At 67.5% G+C, this 16,789-nt stretch carries 17 protein-coding genes and 2 pseudogenes; 7 read left to right on the top strand and 12 right to left on the bottom strand.

Annotated features, from left to right (window positions below):
- The 4 genes and pseudogenes from ABGA94_RS19170 to ABGA94_RS19155 form a co-directional block, all read right to left on the bottom strand.
- Positions 1-235, bottom strand: a 235-nt coding sequence (locus ABGA94_RS19170; protein WP_375367933.1) for a DNA polymerase, incomplete at its 3' end; no start/stop codon positions are given.
- A pseudogene (locus ABGA94_RS19165) lies at positions 209-736 on the bottom strand (HAD-IA family hydrolase); the annotation flags it as partial. The pseudogene ABGA94_RS19165 and the gene ABGA94_RS19170, both read right to left, overlap by 27 nt.
- A gap of 64 nt (positions 737-800) precedes the next feature.
- Positions 801-1,592, bottom strand: coding sequence for a class I SAM-dependent methyltransferase (locus tag ABGA94_RS19160; protein WP_005415136.1), 792 nt, complete (start codon positions 1,590-1,592; stop codon positions 801-803).
- Entirely contained in the window at positions 1,589-2,518 is a 930-nt protein-coding gene (locus ABGA94_RS19155; protein WP_111129494.1) for a LysR family transcriptional regulator, read from the bottom strand. The genes ABGA94_RS19160 and ABGA94_RS19155 overlap by 4 nt, the downstream gene beginning before the upstream one ends.
- A gap of 108 nt (positions 2,519-2,626) precedes the next feature.
- On the opposite strand from ABGA94_RS19155, the gene ABGA94_RS19150 reads away from it, so the two are divergent.
- Together ABGA94_RS19150 and ABGA94_RS19145 are read left to right on the top strand one after the other, a co-directional pair.
- Positions 2,627-3,265, top strand: coding sequence for an NAD(P)-dependent oxidoreductase (locus tag ABGA94_RS19150; RefSeq protein WP_065179281.1), 639 nt, complete (start codon positions 2,627-2,629; stop codon positions 3,263-3,265).
- Positions 3,266-3,357: 92 nt separating this feature from the next.
- Positions 3,358-4,266 (top strand): annotated as a pseudogene (locus ABGA94_RS19145) (MBL fold metallo-hydrolase); the annotation flags it as partial.
- A gap of 205 nt (positions 4,267-4,471) precedes the next feature.
- On the opposite strand, the gene dinB reads toward ABGA94_RS19145, so the two are convergent.
- Positions 4,472-5,566, bottom strand: coding sequence for a DNA polymerase IV (gene dinB / locus ABGA94_RS19140; protein ID WP_188239209.1), 1,095 nt, complete (start codon positions 5,564-5,566; stop codon positions 4,472-4,474).
- A gap of 190 nt (positions 5,567-5,756) precedes the next feature.
- Between dinB and fabA the strand changes: the two genes are divergently transcribed.
- Together fabA and fabB are read left to right on the top strand one after the other, a co-directional pair.
- Complete coding sequence (fabA, locus tag ABGA94_RS19135) at positions 5,757-6,272, top strand: 3-hydroxyacyl-[acyl-carrier-protein] dehydratase FabA (protein WP_005415130.1); 516 nt, start codon at positions 5,757-5,759, stop codon at positions 6,270-6,272.
- The gene (gene fabB / locus ABGA94_RS19130; protein ID WP_005415129.1) at positions 6,272-7,480 is read left to right on the top strand and encodes a beta-ketoacyl-ACP synthase I; all 1,209 of its coding nucleotides are present in this window, start codon (positions 6,272-6,274) and stop codon (positions 7,478-7,480) included. Before fabA ends, fabB begins: the two co-directional genes overlap by 1 nt.
- 95 nt (positions 7,481-7,575) lie before the next feature.
- Here the strand turns inward: fabB and ABGA94_RS19125 are convergent, their stop codons facing one another.
- From ABGA94_RS19125 to ABGA94_RS19115, 3 genes are read right to left on the bottom strand one after another with little or no spacing between them, the layout of a single operon-like run.
- The gene (locus ABGA94_RS19125; RefSeq protein WP_095379322.1) at positions 7,576-8,259 is read right to left on the bottom strand and encodes an HAD family phosphatase; all 684 of its coding nucleotides are present in this window, start codon (positions 8,257-8,259) and stop codon (positions 7,576-7,578) included.
- The gene (locus ABGA94_RS19120) at positions 8,256-8,957 is read right to left on the bottom strand and encodes a pseudouridine synthase (RefSeq protein WP_053498050.1); all 702 of its coding nucleotides are present in this window, start codon (positions 8,955-8,957) and stop codon (positions 8,256-8,258) included. Before ABGA94_RS19120 ends, ABGA94_RS19125 begins: the two co-directional genes overlap by 4 nt.
- Positions 8,954-10,018 carry a class I SAM-dependent methyltransferase gene (locus tag ABGA94_RS19115; protein WP_053498052.1) on the bottom strand — a complete coding sequence of 355 codons (1,065 nt, stop codon included), beginning with the start codon at positions 10,016-10,018 and terminating at the stop codon, positions 8,954-8,956. The genes ABGA94_RS19120 and ABGA94_RS19115 overlap by 4 nt, the downstream gene beginning before the upstream one ends.
- A 158-nt stretch (positions 10,019-10,176) precedes the next feature.
- Here ABGA94_RS19115 and ABGA94_RS19110 point away from each other — a divergent pair, with 158 nt between their 5' ends.
- A complete protein-coding gene (locus ABGA94_RS19110) occupies positions 10,177-10,440 on the top strand; it encodes a hypothetical protein (protein ID WP_005415125.1) in 264 nt (87 codons plus the stop codon).
- A gap of 70 nt (positions 10,441-10,510) precedes the next feature.
- On the opposite strand, the gene ABGA94_RS19105 is transcribed toward ABGA94_RS19110, so the two are convergent.
- Positions 10,511-10,804, bottom strand: a complete 294-nt coding sequence (locus ABGA94_RS19105) for a DUF3247 family protein (protein WP_005415124.1) — start codon at positions 10,802-10,804, stop codon at positions 10,511-10,513.
- A gap of 43 nt (positions 10,805-10,847) precedes the next feature.
- Entirely contained in the window at positions 10,848-12,836 is a 1,989-nt protein-coding gene (locus ABGA94_RS19100) for an ATP-binding protein (RefSeq protein ID WP_005415123.1), read from the bottom strand.
- A gap of 244 nt (positions 12,837-13,080) precedes the next feature.
- Between ABGA94_RS19100 and ABGA94_RS19095 the strand changes: the two genes are divergently transcribed.
- On the top strand, positions 13,081-13,644 hold the full coding sequence (locus tag ABGA94_RS19095; protein ID WP_032953886.1) for a DUF3016 domain-containing protein: 564 nt from the start codon (positions 13,081-13,083) through the stop codon (positions 13,642-13,644).
- Positions 13,645-13,732: 88 nt separating this feature from the next.
- On the opposite strand, the gene alr is transcribed toward ABGA94_RS19095, so the two are convergent.
- Positions 13,733-14,800 carry an alanine racemase gene (alr, locus tag ABGA94_RS19090; RefSeq protein ID WP_375367931.1) on the bottom strand — a complete coding sequence of 356 codons (1,068 nt, stop codon included), beginning with the start codon at positions 14,798-14,800 and terminating at the stop codon, positions 13,733-13,735.
- Positions 14,779-16,083: a D-amino acid dehydrogenase gene (locus tag ABGA94_RS19085; protein WP_005415120.1), complete on the bottom strand. Its 1,305-nt coding sequence runs from the start codon at positions 16,081-16,083 to the stop codon at positions 14,779-14,781. Before ABGA94_RS19085 ends, alr begins: the two co-directional genes overlap by 22 nt.
- A 149-nt stretch (positions 16,084-16,232) precedes the next feature.
- On the opposite strand from ABGA94_RS19085, the gene ABGA94_RS19080 reads away from it, so the two are divergent.
- Positions 16,233-16,712, top strand: coding sequence for a winged helix-turn-helix transcriptional regulator (locus ABGA94_RS19080; RefSeq protein WP_065179274.1), 480 nt, complete (start codon positions 16,233-16,235; stop codon positions 16,710-16,712).
- Positions 16,713-16,789 lie beyond the last annotated feature (77 nt).

Raw genomic sequence — 16,789 nt, 5'->3', positions numbered from 1 at the left:
CGTCCGGGTGCGGCTTGGTGTTCGGCATGTCCTGGCCGCTGTAGACGTGGTCGCCGAAGGCATCGAGGATGCCGACCTTGCCCAGCTGCAGTTTCACCTTGATGAGGTCGGCACCGGACTGGTGGTAACTGGTATGCACCCGGCCGGTGTCCGGGTTGACCATCTCCGGCAGCTTGTCGGTGTAGGTGCTGCGCAGCTTGGCCAACCCGCGGTAGTCGGTCAGCGAGTCACCCACCATCAGGCAGGCATCGACCGGCAGCCCGAAGTGCGCAGCGATATGCCGCAGCGGCTCACCGCTGGGCTTGCGCTGTGGCAGTGAATCGCCGCCCAGTACCAGCGCGAACGCATCACCGATGCCCAGGTGCTGCAGCAGCGGCGGCACCAGTGCTTCGGGCTTGTTGGTGCAGATCGCCAGTGGCACGTCGCGCGCGCGCAGCTGCGCCAGTGCCTCGGCCACGCCATCGAACAGGCGCGGGCTGCGCAGCAGGCATTCACGGTAGTGCACCATGAACACCGGCATGACCTCGGCCAGGTCGACCTCACGATCGGCGGCGTGCACGGCCTGTTCGACCAGGCGGCGCACCCCGTCGCCGATCCAGCCGAGCACGGTGGCTTCCGGCACCCGTGCCATGCCGATGGCTTCCAGCGTGCGGTTCAGCGCTTCGGCGATGTCAGCTGCGCTGTCGACCAGCGTGCCATCGAGATCGAATACGACCAGCGGATAGGGATACGACAAGGGACGACGCCTGTACAACGTGGGGCCGTCCATTGTACGCCGCGCTTTTCCCCCGGGATCCGCCTCAGCCGATCCTGCGTGCGCGGGTGGCCAGAAAGGTGGGCAGGTAACGGTCGATCAGGAAGCGTGGCTTCGGCTGCCAGTCTTCCATGAACCGATCAATCACGAAGCCTGCATCCAGCTGCCCGCCGATCAGTTCGGTCAGGCTGTGGCCAAAGGTCAGCGCATCACCGCGCGCGAGTTTCGCCTCACGCTCTGCGGCGGGCAGGTCTTCCAGGTCCGAATAGGGAATGGCGTACTGCGGCCGGATCAAACCCTGTGCATCCAGCTGCGGATCACGTGCACCGACGAACAGCACCGGGTTGTAGAAGCTGGCCATCAACATGCCATCGCGCGCCAGCACGCGGCGGCATTCGGTCCACACCGGGCGCACGTCGGGTACGTACAGGTTGGAGATCGGATGGAACACCACGTCGAAGCTGTCATTGGCGAATACGTGCAGGTCGCGCATGTCGCCCTGCACCGTGCGCAGCTGCAGGCCGTCGCGCGCAGCGACCCTGCGGTCCTGTTCCAGCTGCCCGTCGGACAGGTCGAACACGGTGACGTCGGCGCCCGCAGCGGCCAGCACGGGTGCCTGCTGGCCGCCGCCCGAAGCCAGGCACAGGATGCGACGGCCGCGCACGTCGCCCAGCCAGTCCAGTGGCAGCGCGCGTGGGGTCAGGTGCACCTGCCAGCGGCCTTCGCGCGCGGCGGCAATGGTTGAACTCTCCACCGGGCGCGACCATTCGCGCACTTCGCTGGCCTGGCGGTCCCAGGCAGCACGGTTGTGGTCGATCAAGGCCTGTCCATGGTTCATGTGTTCTCCTTGCCCGGTGGGCGCCAATCCAGATCCTGGAAGGCCGGGCTGGCGAAACACTCGGCCAGGTAATCCAGGAATCGCCGCATGATAGCGGGCTGCTGGCGCCGTGACGCGTACACGGCATGAATGCCGAGCTCGTCCAGACTGAATCCGGGCAGCAGTTCGATCAGCTCGCCGCTGCGCAGCAGTGGCGCCACCTGGTAGGTCGGCAGCATGGCGATCCCGGCACCGGCGCGTACCGCCTCCAGCAGCAGCGAGGCATCGTTGGCGCTGATGTTGCCGCCCACCGCCACCGACAGCGAACGGCCATCGCGGTGAAGCTGCCACAGGCTCTTGCCGACGTAGTGGTGGGTCAGGCAGTTGTGCGCGGCCAGGTGCTCCGGCGCGGTCGGCGTGCCACGCGCCTGCAGGTACGACGGCGTCGCGCACAGCACCGAGCGGCAGGTGGCCAGCCGCCGCGCGATCAGGCTGGGGTCGATCTGGCGCGCGATGCGCACGGCCAGGTCCACGCGCTCCTCGACCAGGTTCACCGTGCGGTCGACCAGCAGCAGCTCGATGCGCGCCGCCGGATGGCGCGCGACGAAACCGGCCACCGCCCGTGCCAGGTGGCTCTGCCCGAACGACACGCTGGCGGTCACGCGCAGCGTACCGTGCGGCTCGGGATCATCACTGGCCAGCTCGCCCTGCAGTTCTTCGCCGATCGCCAGCATCTGCCGGAAGCGCGCCAACGCCGCCTCGCCCGGGCCGGTCAGGCTGACCCGGCGCGTGGTCCGGTGCAGCAGGCGTGCACCCAGCCAGCCCTCGACCTCGGCCAGGTAGCGGCTGACCATCGCCCGCGACATGTCCAGCACTTCCGCGGCGGCGGTGAGGCTGCCGCGCTCGGCCACCTCGACAAACACGGTCATGGCGGTCAATCGGTCCATATGCTCGATCCACGCAACAAACAAGCGCGTTATACGCTGTTTTTCGAGCGACTGCAGCAGCCTAGAGTGGCCCCATTCCCAGCCCACATCGCCCCACGGAGTCCTGCCATGAAGATCGCCCTCGTTGGTTCCACCGGCAACATCGGCCGCCAGATCGCCCGCCACGCGCTGGCCCACGGCCACGAACTCACCGTCATCGTGCGCAGCGCGCAGGACCTCCCGGCCGAACTGGCCGGCGCCCATCCGGTGATCGCCTCGCTGGATGACCAGGACGCGCTGGTCGCCGCCATCGCGGGCCACGACGTACTGGCCAGCGCCTACGGCCCGCGCCCGGGCGACGACATCGGCCGCGTGGGCGAGATCGCCGCGCAGCTGGCGGCCGCCGCGCGCAAGGCCGGCGTACCGCGCCTGGTGGTGGTGGGTGGCGCTGGCAGCCTGGAAGTCGCGCCGGGCGTGCAGCTGGTCGATACCCCCACCTTCCCGGAAGCCTACAAGCCGTACGCGCTGGCCCATCGTGAAGCCTTCAATCGCCTGCAGGCAGTGGACGACCTGGACTGGACCTTCTTCTCGCCGGCCGCCGAAATCGGCCCGGGCGAAGAGCGCGGCCAGTACCGTGTGCAGCCCAAGGCCTTCCTGGCCGACGCCAGCGGCCACAGCCGCATCAGCTATGCCGACTACGGCGCCGCGTTCGTCGCCGAGCTGGAAGCGCACGCTTACCCGAAGCAGATCATCACCGCCGCGTACTGATCCAGCTACGCCCCTTGTAGAGCCAAGCCCGCGCTCGGCTCTACGCGAACATGCAGCCGGGCATTGGCCCGGCTCTACACAAGGAATTCCCCATGCGCGCCGCTGCCCTGCTGCTTCCCCTCGCCCTGGCCGCCACGTTCACCAGTGCGCCGCTGCTGGCCGCACCGGCCACCGCGGCGCCGGCCACCGCGACGAAATCACAACTGCACCTGCAGACCTTCCATCCCGGCCCGCAGGCGATGTTCTCGGTATCCTCGGTACTGATCGAAGGCCGCCATGACGCGATCCTGGTCAACGCGCAGTTCGGCGCCAGCGACGCACGCAAGCTGGTCGAACTGATCCGCGCCAGTGGCAAGCAGCTGACCACGATCTACATCAGCCACGGCGATCCGGACTACTACTTCGGCCTGGCCACCCTGCAGGATGCCTTCCCGCAGGCACGCATCGTCGCCACTGCGCAGACCGTCGACCACATCCAGCAGACCCGGGCCGGCAAGCTGGCCTACTGGGGACCGAAGATGGGTGCCGACGTGCCCGCGCGCATCGTGGTGCCGCAGGTGCTGGACGGCGATGCCCTGCAGCTGGAAGGCCAGCGCCTGCCGCTGATCGGCCTGGATGGCCCGACCCCGGACCGCACGGTGCTGTGGGTACCATCGCTGCGCGCGATCGTCGGCGGCATTCCGGTGGTGGCCGGCGAGCACGTGTGGATGGCCGACACACAGACGCCGAAGTCGCACACTGACTGGCTGCAGACCCTGCAGCGATTGCAGGCACTGAAGCCGAAGGTGGTGGTGCCGGGGCATTACGCGCCGGGTGCGGCGCTGGATGCCAGTGCGCTGCGCTTCACCGCGGACTACATCCGCGCGTTCGACGCCGAGGCGGCCAATGCCAAGGACAGCGCGGCACTGGTGAAGGCGATGCAGGCGCGCTACCCGACGCTGGCCGGCGTGGCGTCGCTGGAGCTGAGTGCAAAGGTGGCCAAGGGCGAGATGCAGTGGCCACGAGGTAGGGGTTTTTCTGCAGGGCTGCGCCCTGCACCTGCCCAATGCAACGGCAACAGCCGAAGCAACAGCAACAGCAACAGCTGGCTATCCGTGGGATGGCGAGGTGGGTCCGGTTGACCCGCCCCGCCTTCGACAGATCTCGGCAATCTGCCGGGGTCGGATCCCGTTGCTGCGCAACGGGCTCTGACCCCGCCTTTGCCGATCAGAGGGATGTGGACTCGTTTGGTCCGTGCTCGAACAACTCCCCCTGCACCACCGGTTCCTTTTCGCGGAAGCCACCCAGCCCGACGCCGACCAGGCGGTAGCGCGTCTCGGCCGGCAGGTCGACGCGGGCGCGCAGGGCCAGTGCGATGTCGCGCAGTTCTTCCATCGACTCCGGCGGACGTTCCGGGGTGAAGCTGCGGGTGAGAATGCGGAACTGCGCGGTTTTCAACTTCAGCACCACGGTATGGCCGACACGTTCGGTCTTGCGTGTGGCATTCCAGGTCTTCTCCGCCAGCTGCACGATCGCCTCGCCCAGGTCTTCCAGCAGCAGGTCTTCGGCGAAGGTGTCCTCCGAGGAAATCGACTGCACCTGCTGGTCCGGTTCCACCGGCCGCTCGTCGATGCCGCGTGCGCGGTTGTACAGGCTGCGGCCGAAACTGCCGAACGCTTCTTCCAGATCGATCAGTGCCCACTGCCGCAGGTCGCCGCAGGTGGCGATGCCGCGCGCGGCCAGCTTGCCTTCCATCACCTTGCCGACGCCAGGCACCCGGCTCACCGGCAACGGCAGCAGGAAGGCGTCCACCCGCTGCGGCGGAATCACGAACTGGCCATCGGGCTTGCGCCAGTCCGAGGCGATCTTGGCCAGGAACTTGTTCGGCGCGATCCCGGCTGAAGCAGTCAGGTTCGTCTCCTCACGGATCTGCATGCGGATGGTACGGGCGATATCGGTAGCCAGTTCGATGCCGCTCTTCGGCTCGGTCACGTCCAGGTAGGCTTCATCCAGTGACAACGGTTCAACCAGGTCGGTGTGGCGCAGGAAGATCTCGCGCACCTGGCGTGACACCGCCTTGTAACGTGCGAAGTCGGGCGGCACGAAGATCGCATCCGGGCACAGGCGTTCGGCCCGCACTGCCGGCATGGCCGAACGCACACCGAACACGCGTGCTTCGTACGATGCCGCGCACACCACCGAGCGTGCGCCGCGCCATGCCACAACCACCGGCTTGCCGCGCAGTGACGGATCGTCGCGCTGCTCCACCGACGCGTAGAACGCGTCCATGTCAACGTGGATGATCTTGCGCAGTCGGGTCATGTCAGGTGGAAAAGGCGGGGCCGGGCCGGGTGGGCCACACGCCGAAGTATGGTCGTTGCACATCAACAGGATGCGCGTATTCCCTTGAAAACACTACGGTTGCGTACGGTTGAAATGTTTGATCGGGACAGTTTCCACGGGCATTCTCGGGCGCTTGTTTCCCTGTTCTCCGCTTCCAGGATTGTGCTTCATGACCCGTCTCCACGCGTTCAACCGCGAACAGCTGCTGGCCAGCGCACGCGGTGAACTGTTCGGCACCGCCGCCGGCCGTTTGCCCAACGACCCGATGCTGATGTTCGACCGCATCACCGACATCCGCGAGGACGGCGGACCGCATGGCAAGGGCATGGTACGCGCCGAACTGGATATCCGCCCGGACCTGTGGTTCTTCGGCTGCCACTTCATCGGCGATCCGGTGATGCCAGGCTGCCTGGGCCTGGATGCCATGTGGCAGCTGACCGGCTTCTTCCTGACCTGGCTGGGTGCGCCCGGCAAGGGCCGCGCGCTGGGCTGTGGCGAGGTGAAGTTCACCGGCCAGGTACTGCCGGACGCCAAGCTCGTACGCTACGAGATCGACATCAGCCGGGTCATCAACCGCAAGCTGGTGATGGCCCAGTCGGACGCCCGCATGTACGTGGACGACCGCGAAATCTACAGCGCGCGCGACCTGCGCGTCGGCCTGTTCACCGAAACCGGGAGCTTCTGATGCGTCGCGTCGTCATCACCGGCATGGGCATCACGTCCTGCCTCGGCAATGATCTGGATACCGTTTCGGCCGCGCTGCGTGAAGGACGCTCGGGCATCACCGCCCTGGCCGACCACGCCGAAGCAGGCCTGCGCAGCCAGGTCGGAGGCCGCGTCGACCTCGACCTGGACGCCTTGATCGACCGCAAGCAGAAGCGCTTCATGAGCGACGCGGCGGCCTTCGCCTACCTGGCCATGCGCGATGCCATCGCCGATGCCGGGCTCAGCCCCGAGCAGGTCAGCAGCCTGCGCACCGGCCTGATCGCCGGTTCCGGTGGCGGCTCCAGCGAATGGCAGATCGGTGCCGTCGACCTGCTGCGCGAACGTGGCGTGCGCAAGGTCGGCCCATACATGGTGCCGCGCACGATGTGCTCGACGGTCTCGGCCTGCCTGGCCACGGCCTACCAGATCAAGGGCGTCAGCTACTCGCTGTCGGCTGCCTGCGCGACCTCGGCGCATTGCATCGGCGCCGCTGCGGACATGATCCGGCACGGTGCGCAGGACATCATGTTCGCCGGCGGTGGCGAAGACCTGCACTGGTCGATGAGTGTGATGTTCGATGCGATGGGTGCCCTGTCGACCAGCTTCAACGAAACCCCGGCCAGCGCCTCGCGCCCGTACGACAAGGACCGCGACGGCTTCGTCATTGCCGGTGGTGGCGGCATGCTGGTGCTGGAGGATTACGACCACGCCGTCGCACGCGGTGCCCACATCCATGCCGAGCTGATCGGCTATGGCGTCACCTCCGACGGTGCCGACATGGTGGCGCCCTCCGGCGAAGGTGCGGTGCGCTGCATGAAGATGGCGCTGCAGGGTGTCGATCGCCCACTGGACTACCTGAACACCCACGGCACCTCGACCCCGCTGGGCGATGTCACCGAGCTCAACGCGATCCGCGAAGTGTTCGGCGATGCAGTGCCGCCGCTGTCTTCGACCAAGGCGTTGTCCGGGCACTCGCTCGGTGCAGCCAGCGTGCACGAGGCGATCTACTGCCTGCTGATGATGCGCGATGGCTTCGTTGCCGGTTCGGCCAACATCGGCGAGCTGGACCCGAAGGTGGAGAGCTTCCCGATCCTGCGCGAGAGCCGCGAGCAGAAACTGGATACGGTGATGTCCAACAGCTTCGGCTTCGGTGGCACAAACGCCGCGTTGGTGTTCGGACGGGTGTGATGGGGGCAGGTGTGCCGACCAACGGTCGGCACCCACCAATAGATGTAGAGCCGAGCCATGCTCGGCTCAGTGCCGGCCAACGGTCGGCACCCACCTTACTTCGGCAGCAACGGCAGCAGCAGCGCGTGCGCGTCCACCAGGGACCCAACGATGCGGTGGCCCAGTGCGCGCAGCTCTTCATCAGGATGCACCAGGTCCGGCACCTGGATCACGGTCATGCCGGCCGCCAATGCTGCGCGCGTACCGGCCGGTGAGTCTTCCAGCGCCAGGCAGCGTTCCGGGGCCTGGCCCAGCCGCTGCGCAGCCAGCAGGTAGATATCCGGCGCCGGTTTCGGCCGCGCCACGTCGCCACTGGTGATCACCGCATCGAAGTACGGCAGCAGGCCAGCGGCCGTCAGCTTGCGGTTGGCCCGCGGCTGCCGCGTGGTGGTGGCCACCGCACGCGGTACCGCGTGCGCCTTCAACAGCTCCAGCAGTTCCAGGATGCCCGGCCGCAGCGGCAGGCCGGTCTGGGTGCGTGCTTCGTACAGCTCATGGCAGCGTGCAGCCACCGCCTCGATCATGCTGTCCTCGATCCCCTGCGCACGCAGCAGCGCGTGCGAATCGCGGTCGCCGAGGCCGACCATGCGCAGGAACACCGCCTCGTCCAGGCCCAGCCCGAATGCGTCGGCCGCCTCGCTCCAGCAGGCCAGCGAAACGCGCTCGCTGTCGATCATCAGGCCGTCCATGTCGAAGATGACGGCGTCGGGGAGGAACGGCAGCGCAGCAATGTTGGTCATGAAGCGAACAGCGTATCCAGGTCGGTGGAAGTGAGCTGCCGCCATTGCCCCTCGTCCAGCCCCTGCAGGTCCAGCCCGCCGACGCGGCTGCGATGCAGGGCCTGCACGTGGTTGCCGGTGGCGGCGAACATGCGGCGTACCTGATGGTAGCGACCTTCGTGCAGCACCAGCCGCGCACGGCGCGCATCCAGCACCTCCAGTTCAGCCGGCAGCAGGGGCGTCTTCTCCGATTCCAGCATCAGCGTGCCGCTGGCGAACAGCGCCACCTCGTCGCCGCGCAGGTCCTCGCTCAACTCGACCTCATAGACTTTCGGCAGCTTCGACTTCGGCGAGATGATCCGGTGCAGCAGGCCACCATCGTCGGTCAGCAACAGCAGGCCACTGGTCTCGCGGTCGAGGCGGCCGACCGTGGACAGCACCGGATCGCGGTCACGGAAGCGCGGCGGCAGCAGGTCGTAGATCAGGCGCCCGGTGTCCTTGGTCGAACAGGTGTAGCCGGCCGGCTTGTGCAGCGCGATCGACAGCCCCGGCGGTGGGTCCAGCGGCTCGCCATCGACCCGGATGGCGTCATGCGGCACCTGGTCGTCGGCATACAGCACCTCGCCATCGGCGTCGGTGACGCGGCCTTCGCGGAACATCCATTGCACCTGCTTGCGGCTGCCATAGCCCAGGTTGGCGATGTGCTTGACCAGCTTCACTTGCCCTTCCCCTTCACTGCTTCCACCAGCTTGAAACCGTCGCGCTCGGCGACCACGCGCACCGCGCCAAAGCTGTCGTTGAGGGTGTGCTCGTAAGGCAGGTGGCGGTTGGCCACCACGTACAGGCGCCCGCCCGGGCGCAATGCCTGCGCAGCCACGGCGATGAAGCGCTGGCCGATGTCCGGGCGGTCAGCGCGCGACGGCGTGTGGAACGGCGGGTTGCTGATGATGACGTCGTAGCCCGGCTCGATGCCGGCGGTGACGTCCTGCCACAGGAAGCGCAGCGGCAGCGGGCGCGGTGGCGGCGCCAGATTGAGCTCGGCCAGCGCCAGTGCGCGCTGCTCGGCCTCGTACAGGTCCAGCGCGGTGATCTTCGGGCAGCGCTCCAGCAGCTCGCGCGACAGGTAGCCATAGCCGGCGCCGAGGTCGGCGGCACGCCCGGCCAGGTCGGCCGGCAGGTGCTCGGCCAGCAGCGCCGACGCCGGATCGATGCGATCCCAGGCGAACACGCCCGGGCGGCTGAGGAAGCGACCGCCCACGATCGGGCGCACCGCATCCAGCGCCGACCAGCGCTTGGCCAGGTCAACGTCGTGCTGGCCCTGCAGCGGGGCGGTCCAGTACACGCGGCAGTGGTTCTTGGTCAGGCAGCCACCGAGGCCGGCCAACTGCTTGAGGTCGCCCTCGCCCGAACGCGCACCTTCGTTGTTGGACTGGCAGGCAACGATGCGGCCGCCGTCGGCGACCAGCGCCAGCGCACGGGCGAACAGCGCACGGGCTTCTTCGCGCTGGCGCGGCGGCAGCACCAGCACCAACGGGTAGCGGCCCTTGCCGGCCGCGTCATCCAGCTGCCCGCTGACGGTCCAACCGGCAGCCTGCTGCAGCGGTTGCGCGAACGGGGCGAAGCTCTGTTCGCAATGCACCTCGCGATCGCCGGCCACTTCGCGCAATGGCCAGCCATCGCGGGCACGCAGGAAGGCCACCGGGCCCTCCGGCCAGCGCAGGGCGCCTTGGGAGAACGGCAGGAGCAGGGTCTGCAGGGGGGCGTCGTCGCTGGAGGCCATCGGCGCGGGTACTTCAAGCGTGAGGGCCGTCCATTGTACCGGCTTGGCCGGGCCGGCCCCGGCGGCCCGCTTTGCGAAACCCGAACGGGGCCTTGATCCGCCAGAAACATTGAAACGTTCAGGGTAGAGGCTCCCCCCGAAAACCCAGGAGAACCTGCATGCGAGCCTTGTTCGTCGGTGGCGTGGTCGACAACAGTGAAATGGACCTGGAAGGCAGCCATCCGCCCGTGCACTACCCCGAGGACACCGGCGGCGGCCACTCGCGCTACCGGCTGCATCAGATCGGTCATGGTGCCGACGGCAGCGTTGCCTACGCCGTCTATGGGGCACCGGACCTGGCCGATGACGAGGTGGCGAGGGTTGCAGAGGAGCGGGCGTACGCACGCCGATTCGAGGCGACGCCGACGTTGTTCGAGCATTGACACACCGGTAGCGCCCGAGCCCACGCTCGGGCGACGGTGCAGCCGAGCGTGGGCTCGGCTCTACATCCGATCAAGGCGCCTTGGGTGGCAGGCGGTTGATGCTGGCGATTTCATCCAGCCACACGTGGTGCTGCTGCACCGGCGTGTCGTAGTCATCCAGGCGCAACTGGCCGTTGCTGCCTTCGTCGCCGGCCTCGTTGCGGTATTGCTGCACGGTTGGCCTCACCGCCACCGTGCCGAGCAGGCGGCGGCCATCGTGCAGAATCAGTTCCACCTGCGTTTCGCCATCCAGCTGCGGCAGCAGGGCTTCCAGGCGCGCAATCTGCGCCGGATCGGTGTGGATACGTGGAGCTATACGGGACATCGGCGACCTCCTGACTGCAGGGTCGCCGATCGGCCGTGAATGTTCAGTGCAGCGCGCTGTCCGCGCGCGGCACCTGCACCTTGCGCACGGCAGCCACCAGCTGCGCCACCGAGTACGGCTTGGCCACATGCTCCTGGAAGCCCGAGGCCAGCGCGCGGCGACGGTCGTCGGCACGCGCCAGTGCAGTCACCGCCACCGCAGGCAAGGTCGCCGCATCCACGCCCATGTCCTCGCGCAAGGTGCGCACCAGCCCATAGCCATCCATGCCCGGCATGCCGATGTCGGTCAGCAGCACGTGGTATTGCAGGTGGCCGGTGTCGGCCAGCAGTGCCAGCGCTTCGCCGGCCGAACTGGCCGCAGACACGCTGGCGCCCTGCTCTTCCAGCATGCGCCGCAAGTACTCCAGCACTTCCGGCTGGTCTTCCACCGCCAGCACATGCATGCCGCGCAGCGGATACGGCTCGACGATCACCGGCTCCAGGATCGGCCCGCTGATCACTTCGCGCAGCGGCCGCCGTTCGGCATCGGGAACATGCTGGGGTAGGCGCACGGTGAAGGTCGCGCCGTGGCCGTGGCCCTCGCTGGCCGCAGTGACCGTGCCACCATGCAATTCGACCAGCTGCTGCACGATCGCAAGGCCCAGGCCCAGGCCGCCATGGCGGCGGGTGGTGGTGCCGTCGGCCTGGCGGAAGCGGCTGAACAGATGATTGAGGAATTCGGGTGCGATGCCATCACCGCTGTCACGCACGGTGATCTCCCAGTAGTTGCCGTCGGCCCGCAGCTGCAGGTCGATGCGGCCTTCAGCCGGGGTGAACTTGATCGCGTTCGAGAGCAGGTTCCAGAACACCTGCTGCAGGCGCGTGGCGTCGCCCAGCACCAGGCTGGGTTGCGTGGGCAGCTGCAGGTGCACGTCCAGCGCCTTGCCTTCGGCCACCAGTTCCTGCGCGCCGATCGCCTCACCCAGCACCGCGCACAGGTCCAGCACTTCCACCTCCAGCTGCACCTTGCCCAGCAGCATGCTGCTGAGGTCGAGCATGTCCGAGATCAGCCGCTTCTGCGCACCGGCGCTGTTGGCGATCACGTTCAGGCCCTTGTACAGCGGACTGGTGTTGTCCACGCGCTGCAGCAGCAGTTCGCTCCAGCCGAGGATGGTGGTCAACGGCGTACGCAGCTCATGCGACAGCGTGGCCAGGAATTCATCCTTCAGCCGCGCCATGTTTTCCGCAGCACTGCGCGCGGCACGCTCGGACTGCAGCAGTTCCTCGCGGGCCAGCTCGATCTCGCGGCGTTCGGTCACGTCCGGGCTGCTGCCGGCCAGGCCGATGAAGCGGCCCATGCGCGAGAAGCGCGGGCGGGCGTTCATCTCCAGCCAGCGCCACTGGCCATCGGCACGGCGTGCGCGCACCAGCGCGTGCATCGAGCGCTGCGCCTTCAATGCTTCCTGCAGTTCGTACTCGAAGACCGATGCGTCGTCCGGATGCACCAGGCCGCGCCAGACGTCCTCCGGCACGCGCGTCTCGTCACCGCCGAAGAACTCGCTGAAGGCACTGTTGACGAAACGGGCATGGCCGCGCTCGTCCAGCACCCACACCGGCATCGGCAGGCCATCGGCCAGCGCGCTGAAGCGGGCTTCGCTTTCGCCCAGCTCCACTTCCATCTGCTTGCGTGCGGTGATGTCGAAGAACAGGATGCCGACCTTGTCCTCGCCCGGCCGGCCCACGCGCACCGCATCCACCGCGAACGAGCGGCCCAGCGCACGCGCCTCCATCTCGAACTGGGCCGGGCGGCCGCTGCGTGCGACCTCGCCATAGATGCGGAACCAGTCCTGCTCATGGCCGGGCTCCAGCGCCGTCATGCGCTTTCCACGCGCATCCTTCAGCCCTGTGTGGCGCTCGAAGGCATCGTTGACCTCGATGAAGCGGTAGTCGACCGCACGATCACCCTCGAACAGCACCTGGATCACGCAGAAACCGGCGTTGATGCGCTCAAGCACGCCATGATGCAGGTCGGGTTCGGGCGCCGGCACCGTCATCGGTGGGCGCTCCACGAGGGGCGGCAGTGTGGACAAGGGTGTCTGTGCAGGCCAGGTTGGAGGCACAGCATCTTCCAAAGGGCGTATTCACAGCGTCAAGCGCCGTCAGTCATGGTTGACGTCGATGAATTGGCGGCAACCGCTCTTGCAGACGACGCATGCGGCCATTGCCGATACCGGGAAGCAGGATCACACTCGATCTGTGATCAACATCGCCCCCATCGAGGGGACGCAGGAGACCGTGATGAAACGCTCACTCGCGATTGCCCTGTTGGCAGGCGCCCTGGCGGCGGGCGGCGCCAGTGCGGCACCGCGCACCGTGACCGACCCGGAAGCTCCCCGCGCATTGCAGGCCGATGGCCCGGTCAGCGTGAAGTGGGACGATCCGGCCAAATTCACCGAGATCCGCCAGAGTACCAACCGCTTCGAAGCCGAGCGTGGCGACTGGGTGCAGCAGCTGGCACGCTACCTGCAGACCGCTGCCGCCAAACCGCTGCAACCGGGACAGACGCTTGATGTGACCCTGGTCGACATCAAGCGCGCCGGTGACTACGAGCCGTGGCACGGCCCGCGCGGCCGCGACATCCGGATCATGCGCGACATCTACCCACCGCGGATCAGCCTGCAGTACACGCTGAAGGACGCCAGCGGCCGCATCATCAGCGAGGGCGACGCGCGCCTGAGCGATACCGGCTACCTGCACAACATCGGCCTGAAGAGCGACAGCGATCCACTGCGCTACGAGAAGCGCCTGATCGACGACTGGGTGAAGCGGCAGCTGACAGCGCAGGCCACCGCAGCACGGTAGGTCCATCGGTAGGTGTCGACCTTGGTCGACACGCATTCACAGCGCCAACCAAGATAGGCTGCTACTGAAGCCGAGCGTGGGCTCGGCTCTACACGTACAGCTTCGCCACGCGCTTGACCGCGCACGGCAGCTGGTAGGCACTCACGCCACAGCGCGGCGCCAGCTCCGACAGCGTCGGCGCGGAGCCCCACAGCTCCACCACGCTGCCGATGCCGGCCTGCGGATGCGCGGTCAGGTCCACCGTCAGCATGTCCATCGACACGCGCCCGATCAGCGCACCGGGCTGGCCGTCGATCAGCACCGGGGTGCCATTCGGTGCAAACTGCGGGTAACCGTCGGCATAGCCGAGTCCAACCACGCCTACGCGGGTGCGCGCCTTGGCCACGAAGCGCGCGCCATACCCCACCGGTTCACCGGCTTCGATCCAGCGCTCGGCGATCACCTTGGACTGCATCGTCATCACCGGGCGCAGGCGCGCGGTCAGCGCGGTGCTGTCCGGCAGCGGGTTGGCGCCGTACAGCATCAGGCCGGGCCGCACCCAATCGCTGCGCACCTCTGGCCAGCCCAGCAGCGCAGGCGAATTGCACACGCTGGTCTCGCCGTGCAGGCCGTCGATGGCGCGCGCGAAGGTCGCGGCCTGCTCGCGGGTGCGCTCGCTGTCCAGTTCGTCGGCACGTGCCAGGTGGGTCATCAGCACGATGCGCTCGACCTGCGGCAGCGCCGACAGGCGTGCATGCGCCGCGCGGAAGCTGTCCACGTCCAGGCCGAGGCGGTGCATGCCGCTGTCCAGCTTCAGCCACACCGTCAACGGGCGCGGGCTGTCGAACGCCGCCAGTGCCTCCACTTGCCACGGCGAACCGACGGCGAACCAGAAGTCATGCTCGGCCACCAGCGCCATGTCGCTGGGCTCGAAGATGCCTTCCAGCAGCAGGATCGGCGCACGGATGCCGGCCTGGCGCAGCTCCAGTGCCTCTTCGATGGTGGCCACGCCGAATCCATCGGCCTCGCCTTCCAGCGCCTGCGCACAGCGCACCGCGCCGTGCCCATAGGCATCGGCCTTGATGATCGCCAGGGCCTTGCCACCGCCCAGTTCACGCGCGAGCCGGTAGTTGCTGCGCAGGGCGCCCAGATCGATCAGCGCGCGGGCAGGACGCATGTGCGGTTCTCGTGTTGCGGCGCGTGACCGTACTGGCCGTAGCGGAAAATATCCAGGCCTTCGGTGCTGATCTGCGGCTGTCGCGCGCTCATCAGGTCGGCCAGGTAGCGGCCCGAGCCGCAGGCCATGGTCCAGCCCAGCGTGCCGTGGCCGGTGTTGAGGTACAGGTTGCGGAACGGCGTGGCGCCGATCACCGGCGTACCGTCCGGCGTAGCCGGGCGCAGGCCGGTCCAGAACTGCGCGCGCGACAGGTCGCCGCCCTTCGGGTAGAGGTCACGGACCACCAGTTCCAGGGTCTCGCGGCGGCGCTGCGACAGCGACAGGTCGAAGCCGGCCACCTCGGCCATGCCGCCGACACGGATGCGGTCGTCGAAGCGGGTCACCGCCACCTTGTAGCTCTCATCGAGGATGGTCGAGGTCGGCGCCATCGCCGGGTCGGTGATCGGCAGGGTCAGCGAGTAACCCTTCAGCGGGTACACCGGCAGGCGCATGCCCAGCGGTGCGACCAGCGCCGGTGAGTAGCTGCCGAGCGCAACCACGAAGCGGTCGGCGGTTTCCAGCTTGCCGTCGATGCGCACGCCGGTGATGCGGTCGCCATCGAACTCCAGGCCGGTAATGTCCTGGTCGAAGCGGAATTCAACGCCGGCATCCACGCACATCTGCGCCAGGCGGCGGGTGAACAGTTGGCAGTCGCCGGTCTGGTCACGCGGCAGGCGCAGCGCGCCGACCAGGCCATCGACGTGGGCCAGGGCCGGTTCGGCCTGGATGATGCCGGCCCGGTCCAGCACCTCGTACGGCACGCCGTACTGGGCCAGGATCTCGATGTCCTGCGCCGAGGCATCCAGCTGCTGCTGGGTGCGGAACAACTGGGTGGTGCCCAGGTCGCGGCCTTCAAATTCAATGCCGATCTGCGCGCGCAGCTCGTTCAGGCAGTCGCGGCTGTACTCGGACATGCGCACCATGCGCGCCTTGTTGATCGCATAACGCTCGTGGGTACAGTTGCGCAACATCTGCCACAGCCAGCGGTACTGGGCCAGGTCCATGCCCGGCTTGATCGCCAGCGGCGCGTGCTTCTCGAACAGCCAGCCGATCGCCTTCTTCGGCACGCCCGGCGCCGCCCACGGCGAGGTGTAGCCGAATGACAGCTGGCCGGCATTGGCGAAGCTGGTCTCCAGCGCCGGGCCGGGCTGGCGGTCGATGACCGTGACTTCAAACCCGGCCTGTCGCAGGTACCAGGCACTGGTAGTGCCGATCACGCCGCTGCCGAGAACTAGGACTCGCATGGGACTTCTCCAACCCGATCATTCCCTGCACTGGAGCGTGCCGGGGCCATAATTGGGGAAGTATAGACAGCCAATACCAGTTGATTTGCCTGAATTGAAATCAACCGGCAGGATGTTCTCCTGCAATTCATTCCCCAAGGTTGACGGCCATGGCCACCCGTACCCGCGAACTGGACAAGATCGACCGCAAGATCCTGCGCATCCTGCAGGCCGAAGGCCGCATCTCCTTCACCGAGCTGGGCGAGCGGGTCGGCCTGTCGACCACCCCGTGCACCGAGCGGGTGCGCCGCCTGGAACGCGAAGGGGTAATCACCGGCTATCACGCCCACCTCGACCCGGCCGCGGTAAAGGCCAGCCTGCTGGTGTTCGTGGAGATCAGCCTGGCCTACAAGTCCAGCGACATCTTCGAGGAATTCCGGCGCGCCGCGCTGAAGCTGCCCAACGTGCTGGAGTGCCACCTGGTGTCGGGCGACTTCGATTACCTGCTGAAAGCACGGATCAGTGAAATGGCTTCCTACCGCAAGCTGCTCGGCAGCACGTTGCTTACACTGCCGCATGTACGTGAGTCGAAGAGCTACATCGTGATGGAAGAGGTGAAGGAGACGCTGAGCCTGCCGATTCCGGATTGAAGCTGGGAACCGGTTGGGGTCAGAGCCCGCTGCGCGGGATCCGACCCCGGTCGGCATCTGGCAAGGGGTCGGATCCC

The sequence above is a fragment of the Stenotrophomonas sp. 3diitr2024 genome, assembly GCF_042136455.1.
GTDB classification, from domain to species: Bacteria; Pseudomonadota; Gammaproteobacteria; order Xanthomonadales; family Xanthomonadaceae; genus Stenotrophomonas; species Stenotrophomonas sepilia.
The sequence above is the reverse complement of the archived record's forward strand: the minus strand, read 5'-3'. Positions and strand labels throughout refer to the sequence as shown.